General features: G+C 71.0%; 6 protein-coding genes. 5 read left to right on the plus strand and 1 reads right to left on the minus strand.

Annotated features, from left to right (window positions below):
• The 4 genes from L2I40_RS16580 to ilvC all read left to right on the plus strand — a co-directional run.
• A partial coding sequence (locus L2I40_RS16580) for a tRNA (adenosine(37)-N6)-dimethylallyltransferase (protein ID WP_237216305.1) occupies nucleotides 1–677 on the plus strand: 677 nt, incomplete at its 5' end.
• A 102-nt stretch (nucleotides 678–779) separates the two neighbouring features.
• Complete coding sequence (locus L2I40_RS16585) at nucleotides 780–2,579, plus strand: acetolactate synthase 3 large subunit (protein ID WP_237216306.1); 1,800 nt, start codon at nucleotides 780–782, stop codon at nucleotides 2,577–2,579.
• A gap of 72 nt (nucleotides 2,580–2,651) precedes the next feature.
• Nucleotides 2,652–3,176, plus strand: coding sequence for an acetolactate synthase small subunit (ilvN, locus tag L2I40_RS16590; protein ID WP_237216307.1), 525 nt, complete (start codon nucleotides 2,652–2,654; stop codon nucleotides 3,174–3,176).
• A 37-nt stretch (nucleotides 3,177–3,213) separates the two neighbouring features.
• Nucleotides 3,214–4,230, plus strand: coding sequence for a ketol-acid reductoisomerase (gene ilvC, locus L2I40_RS16595; protein WP_237216310.1), 1,017 nt, complete (start codon nucleotides 3,214–3,216; stop codon nucleotides 4,228–4,230).
• 37 nt (nucleotides 4,231–4,267) lie between these two features.
• On the opposite strand, the gene L2I40_RS16600 is transcribed toward ilvC, so the two are convergent.
• The gene (locus L2I40_RS16600) at nucleotides 4,268–5,911 is read right to left on the minus strand and encodes a glycosyltransferase family 39 protein (protein WP_237216308.1); all 1,644 of its coding nucleotides are present in this window, start codon (nucleotides 5,909–5,911) and stop codon (nucleotides 4,268–4,270) included.
• Nucleotides 5,912–6,053: 142 nt separating this feature from the next.
• On the opposite strand from L2I40_RS16600, the gene L2I40_RS16605 reads away from it, so the two are divergent.
• A partial coding sequence (locus L2I40_RS16605; protein ID WP_237216309.1) for an aspartate/glutamate racemase family protein occupies nucleotides 6,054–6,634 on the plus strand: 581 nt, incomplete at its 3' end.

A 6,634-nucleotide genomic window follows, 5' to 3' on the forward strand; every position in this document is an offset into this window, starting at 1 on the left:
TGCCGATCCTCTGCGCCGGGACAGGAATGTATTTCGCCGCGCTGGTCGAGGGGCTGGCCGAGGTGCCGCCGGTGCCGGCGCCGGCGCGGGAGGAAGCGCGGCGCCTGCTGGCGGAGGAAGGCCCGGCCGCGCTGCATGCGCGGCTGGCGGTGCTGGATCCGGAGACGGCGGCGACGCTGCGCCCCTCCGACAGCCAGCGCCTGGCGCGTGCCTATGAGGTGGCGACCGGCACGGGACGGGGGCTGAAGGCGTGGCAGCGCGAAGGCGGCACCGGCCCGGCGCCCTGGCGCTTCGCGGCCATCCTGCTCGACCCGCCCCGCGACCGGCTGCGCGCGGCGATCGCGGCGCGGTGGGAGGCGATGCTGGCGGGCGGGGCGCTCGAGGAGGTGCGGGCGCTTGGCGCCCTCGGCCTCGATCCGGCGCTGCCGGCGATGCGGGCGCATGGCGTGCCGGAACTGCTGGCGCATCTCGCCGGGCGGATGACGCTGGCGGCGGCGTCGGAGCGGGCGATCCTGAACACCGGGCAGTACACGAAGCGGCAGGCGACCTGGTTCCGCCACCATGCGCTGGCGCCAGCGGCGCAATCGAGAATGATTGCGTCCAGATGGGAAGATGCGACGCAATATTCGGAAAGTTTGTTAGAATATTGCGCAGCTTTCGTTGAAGAGTCACGTTGACGTGCTGCGGTGCGGCGTGTAGGGGTGCCCGCCCCGCCAGGGATGGGCCCGGCGGGCGACGCTTTGCGCAACAAGGTTGCGCGCAGGAAAAGACCTCCGCTCATGTCCGCCACCCAGCACGCTGACGCCGCCGCCCTGACCATGTCGGGCGCCGAGGTCGTCCTCCGCGCGCTGAAGGACCAGGGCGTAGAGGTCATCTTCGGCTATCCGGGCGGCGCGGTACTTCCGATCTACGACGCGCTGTTCCAGCAGAACGCGATCCGCCACATCCTGGTGCGGCACGAGCAGGCCGCGGTGCATGCGGCGGAAGGCTATGCGCGCTCCACCGGCAAGGTGGGCTGCGTGCTCGTCACCTCGGGCCCCGGCGCCACCAATGCGGTGACGGGCCTGGTGGATGCGCTGATGGACAGCATCCCGATCGTCTGCCTGACCGGCCAGGTTCCGACGCATCTGATCGGCAACGACGCCTTCCAGGAAGCCGACACCACCGGCATCACGCGGCCGGCGACGAAGCACAACTACCTGGTCAAGAAGTCCGCCGACCTCGCCCGCGTGGTGCACGAGGCCTTCCATGTCGCGCGCAGCGGCCGCCCCGGCCCGGTCGTCATCGACCTGCCGAAGGACATCCTGATCAACAAGGCGCCGTATCAGGAGGCGCCGCCGGCCGACCAGCCGCACCGTTCCTACCGCCCGCAGGTCGAGCCCGACATGGCGCAGATCCGCAAGGCGGTGGCGCTGCTCAAGGCCGCGAAGAAGCCGATCGTCTATGCCGGCGGCGGCGTGATCAATGCGGGGCCCGAGGCCTCGCGCCTGCTCACCGACTTCGTGCGCATGACGGGCTTCCCCTGCACGAACACGCTGATGGGCCTCGGCGCCTATCCGGCCTCCGATCCGCAGTTCGTCGGCATGCTGGGGATGCACGGCACCTACGAGGCGAACCTCGCCATGCATGGCTGCGACGTCATGCTGAACATCGGCGCGCGCTTCGACGACCGGGTGACCGGCAAGCTCAGCCACTTCTCGCCGGGCTCGAAGAAGATCCACTGCGACATCGACCCGTCCTCGATCAACAAGAACGTCAAGGTGGACGTGCCGATCGTGGGTGATGCGGGGCGCATCCTGGCCGCGCTGATCGCGGCCTGGAAGGACGACGCCGCGCAGCCGGACCGCGAGGCGCTGGCCGCCTGGTGGCGCCAGATCGACGCGTGGCGCGCGAAGGACTGCCTGCGCTACGTCCAGAAGGGCAGCATCATCAAGCCGCAGCACGCGGTGAAGCGCCTGTTCGAGATCACGCAGGAACTCGGCAAGGAGACCTTCATCACGACGGAGGTCGGCCAGCATCAGATGTGGGCCGCGCAGTATTTCGGCTTCGACAAGCCGAACCGCTGGATGACCTCGGGCGGGCTCGGCACCATGGGCTACGGCCTGCCAGCCGCGATGGGCGTGCAGATCGCGCACCCCGACGCGCTGGTGATCGACATCGCCGGCGAGGCCTCGATCCTGATGAACATCCAGGAGATGTCGACGCTCGCGCAGTACCGCCTGCCGGTGAAGGTCTTCATCCTGAACAACGAGTACATGGGCATGGTCCGCCAGTGGCAGGAGCTGCTGCATGGCGGCCGCTATTCCGAGAGCTACTCGGCGGCGCTGCCCGACTTCGTGAAGCTCGCCGAGAGCTTCCACGGCGTCGGCCTGCGCGCGACGAGCGCGGACGACCTCGACCGCGTGATCCGCGAGATGATCGCGATCGACCGGCCGGTGATCGCCGACATCTGCGTGGACCAGAAGGAAAACTGCTTCCCGATGATCCCCTCGGGTGCCGCGCACAACGAGATGATCCTCGGCCCGGGGCAGGAGGGCGGCGTCGCGGGCGTGACGGACGAGGGCAAGGTCCTCGTCTGACATCGCCGCGTCGTCTTTCGTCGCGGGCCGCGAGGCGGCCCGCATGATCCTGCCTGTTCCGGACCGAGATCCATGCCCGACCCGACCGACAACAACATGCGCGCCGCGACGATCGCGGTGCTGGTGGAGAACGAGGCCGGCGTGCTCGCGCGCGTCATCGGCCTGTTCTCCGGCCGCGGCTACAACATCGAGAGCCTGACCGTCGCCGCGGTGGACGAGACGCGCCGCATCTCGCGCATCACCATCGTCACCACGGGGACGGAGATGGTGATCGAGCAGATCAAGGCGCAGCTCGATCGCCTCGTGCCCGTGCACAAGGTCTCCGACCTGACGATGGAGGGCGCGCACCTGACGCGCGAGCTGGCGCTGATCAAGGTGGTCGGGCGCGGCGAGCATAGGGTGGAGGCGCTGCGGCTGGCGGATGCCTTCCGCGCGCGCGTCGTGGACGCGACGACCGAGAGCTTCGTCTTCGAGATGACCGGCAATGCCGACAAGATCGACGCCTTCTGCGCGCTGATGCGGCCCATCGGGCTTGCGGAGGTCAGCCGCACCGGCGCGGTCGCCATGCTGCGCGGGGCCACCGGCCTCACCGCCTGAACCAGCTTTTCCGAGTTCCTAGAAGGGAGTGCGCGAGATGCGCGTGTATTACGACCGCGATGCGGATGTGAACCTGATCAAGGCCAAGAAGGTCGCCGTCATCGGCTTCGGCAGCCAGGGCCATGCCCATGCGCAGAACATGCGCGACAGCGGCGTCAAGGACATCGTCATCGGGCTGCGTCCCGGCGGGTCCTGGAAGAAGGCCGAGGCCGCGGGCTTCAAGGTCATGACGCCGGCCGAGGCCGCGAAGTGGGCCGATGTCACGATGGTGCTGACGCCCGACGAGCTGCAGGGCGACCTCTACCGCGACCATCTGCACGAGAACCTGCGCCCCGGCTCGGCCATCGCCTTCGCCCACGGCCTCAACGTGCACTTCAACCTGATCGAGCCGCGCGCCGACATCGACGTCTTCATGATCGCGCCGAAGGGCCCCGGCCACACCGTGCGCGGCGAATACCAGAAGGGCGGCGGCGTGCCGTGCCTGGTGGCCGTGCACCAGAACCCCTCGGGCAACGCGCTCGAGATCGCGCTGTCCTATGCCTCGGCCGTGGGTGGCGGGCGCTCGGGCATCATCGAGACGACCTTCAAGGAGGAGTGCGAGACCGACCTCTTCGGCGAGCAGGTCGTGCTCTGCGGCGGTCTCGTCGAGCTGATCAAGGCAGGCTTCGAGACGCTGGTCGAGGCCGGCTACGCGCCCGAGATGGCCTATTTCGAGTGCCTGCACGAGGTGAAGCTGATCGTGGACCTGATCTACGAGGGCGGCATCGCGAACATGAACTACTCGATCTCCAACACCGCGGAATACGGCGAGTACGTCACCGGCCCGCGGATCATCACGGCCGAGACGAAGGCCGAGATGAAGAAGGTGCTGGAGGACATCCAGTCCGGCCGCTTCGCGCGCGACTGGATGCTCGAGAACAAGGTGAACCAGGCAAGCTTCAAGGCCACGCGCCGCCGCCTCGCGGAGCACCCGATCGAGGAGGTCGGCGAGAAGCTCCGCGCGATGATGCCGTGGATCAAGAAGAACCAGCTGGTCGACAAGGCGCGGAACTGACGCCTTTCCCCGCGGCGCCGCAGCGCGCCGCGGGATCCTACCTCGCCGGGGGCAGCAGCACCTCGGCGAGGTCCTCCTCCTCAGGCTTCCTGCGGTCCGTGGCGTCCGGCGCGCTCGCCCGTCGCCCCGCCGTGCCGCCGTGGAGGCCCGGCGTGCGGCTGGTCCAGCCCGCCGCCTCGAGCGTCGAGCGCGCCTCCTCGATCGCCTGCTCCCCTGTCCCGTCGGCCAGTCGCACCAGCACCAGACGCTGGGCATCGGCGACATCCTTCAGCAGCCGGGGCGCCTCGCCGGGCCGCAGCAGGCGAAGCGGCCTGTGCTCCGGCGCCTCGCCCAGCAGCGCGCCGACCAATCCGACGCCGTCGGCGCCGTTCGGGACGAGGATGATCGCCTCCGGCGTCGCTTCCCGTGTCGCTGCCGCCATCGCCGGGCGCGTGAGCTGCCGTGTCGCCTCGCTGAAGGGCAGGGCGGCGATGCCGGCAAGCTGCAGCGCGAGCACGCTGCCGAGCAGCGCCTGCGCCGAGCGTGGCGCGCGCGACGCCAGATCGCGGAGCGCGCAGGCCGCGACGATGCCAAGGAACGGCACCGCGAAGCCGAGATAGCGGTACTCGATCGGGATGCGTGCATGCAGCACCCCGAGCAGGATCAGGCCGAGCGGCACGGCCACACCCGCACCGAGGAGGATGCGCCGCACCGGATGGCTCAGCAGCGCCGGGGCGCGCCACAGCGCGACCAGCCCGACGGCCAGCATCACCGCGGCGATCGCCGCCGTGGCGGCAAGCCGCCCGACCTGCCCGAAATGCAGTGGCGTCGCGCCGAAGAAGGCGGCGGCCGTCATCTCGGCGGAGCGGAACAGCGCAGCGTCGAAGTCGAAGGACGGGAACTGCCAGTCGCGGCGGTCCTGCGCCAGGTGGAAGGTGGCGGCGTAGGCGACGAAGGGCGCGGCGCCGAGCGGCGCGGCGAGGGCGGGCGCCCAGCGGCCTCGCTGCAGCGCCATCAGTCCGAACACACCGATCGCGCCGGCCGCGGGCAGGGCCGCGAGGAAGCCGGTGAGGATCGCCGCACCCAGCAGCGCCCCACCCGCGAGCGCGGGGAGGATGCGGGCCGCGCCGCCACCGCGCGCGACATCGCGGCAGAGGAACCACGTGCCCCAGACGAGCAGCGCCAGCGCCAGCGCATAGCCGCGTGCCGTGGCGCCGCTGTGCACCGTGGCGAAGGCGAGGGCCGGGATGGCGAAGCCCGCCATCGGCGGCGCCTCCGCGAGCCGCACGAGGCGCCAGAGGCCCGCCAGCATCGCGGCTGTGGCGAGCACGGAGAACAGCCGCGCCTCGACGAAGCCGCCTTCCACCACGTGCCGCCAGAGCCCGAGCGCCCAGAAGTAGAGCGGCGGATGGACGTCGGTGCGCCGCAGATCCTCCGCGATGCCGCCGAGCGGGCCGGGCCGCTCGAAATAGTCGGCGATGTCCGCCTTGGTGAAGACGCCCTCCGGCCAGGGCGGGCGCGCGACGCCGTGGGTGAGGAAGATGCTGTAGGCCTCGTCGTATTCGAACGGCCGCAGCAGCGCGGCGGCGACGGCGAGCGCAAGCGCCGCGGCCGCGACCAGCTCGGCGCCGGCCTCCGGAACGAAACGGCGCGTGACCACCGAGGCGTCTGGCGCCTCGCTTGCTGGCGAGTTGTGGGGCATGCCGCGGAGCGATACGCAGGCCGCTCCGCCGGGAGAAGGCGGAAATCCGCCGTTTCCCGCAGCCGTGAACCCGCGGCGGGGCCGGCTGACGCGCCCGCGCGGACAGGTCTAGGCTTGGTCAACCCTCGATCGGGAGCGCGCCATGCCGACCATCGCCTGCCTCCACACTGCCGCCGGCAACCTCGCCGTCTTCGACGCTGCGTGCCCGCCGGGCGTCACGCTCACGCACACGCTGCGCGAGGACCTGCTGAAGGACGCCGAGGCCGCGGGCGGGCTGACCGAGGAGATCGCGGCGCGCACCGCGCGCGCGCTGGAAGCGTTGGCGACGCCCGGCGTGGACGCGGTGCTGCTCACCTGCTCCACGGTGGGTCCGGGTGCCGCGCTCGCGGTCGCGAAGGTGCCGGTGCTGCGCGTGGATGCGGCGCTGGCGGAGACGGCGACCAGGGGCGGCGGTCGCGTCGTCGTCCTCTGCGCGGTCGAGACGACGGTGGAGCCGACCCGCGCGATCTTCGAGGAAGCGGCAGCGCGCAACGGTGCGGTCGTGGAGGTGCGGCTCGTGCCCGGCGCCTGGGCGGCGTTCCGTGGCGGCGACCCGGCGCGCTACCACGCGATCATCGCCGCGGCCGCCGACGCCGCCCTCGCCGAAGGCGCGCAGGAGGTCGCGCTGGCACAGGCGAGCATGACCGGCGCGGTGGCGCTCGCGAAGGGGCGCAAACCGCTGGC

This window comes from Falsiroseomonas oryziterrae, assembly GCF_021864505.1.
Lineage (GTDB): Bacteria > Pseudomonadota > Alphaproteobacteria > Acetobacterales > Acetobacteraceae > Falsiroseomonas > Falsiroseomonas oryziterrae.

Excerpts from the sequence above, each read along its gene's own strand:
- L2I40_RS16585 (WP_237216306.1), top strand. The coding sequence starts at position 780 with ATGTCCGCCACCCAGCACGCTGACGCCGCCGCCCTGACCATGTCGGGC.
- ilvN (WP_237216307.1), top strand. The coding sequence starts at position 2,652 with ATGCCCGACCCGACCGACAACAACATGCGCGCCGCGACGATCGCGGTG.
- ilvC (WP_237216310.1), top strand. The coding sequence starts at position 3,214 with ATGCGCGTGTATTACGACCGCGATGCGGATGTGAACCTGATCAAGGCC.
- L2I40_RS16600 (WP_237216308.1), bottom strand. The coding sequence starts at position 5,911 with ATGCCCCACAACTCGCCAGCAAGCGAGGCGCCAGACGCCTCGGTGGTC.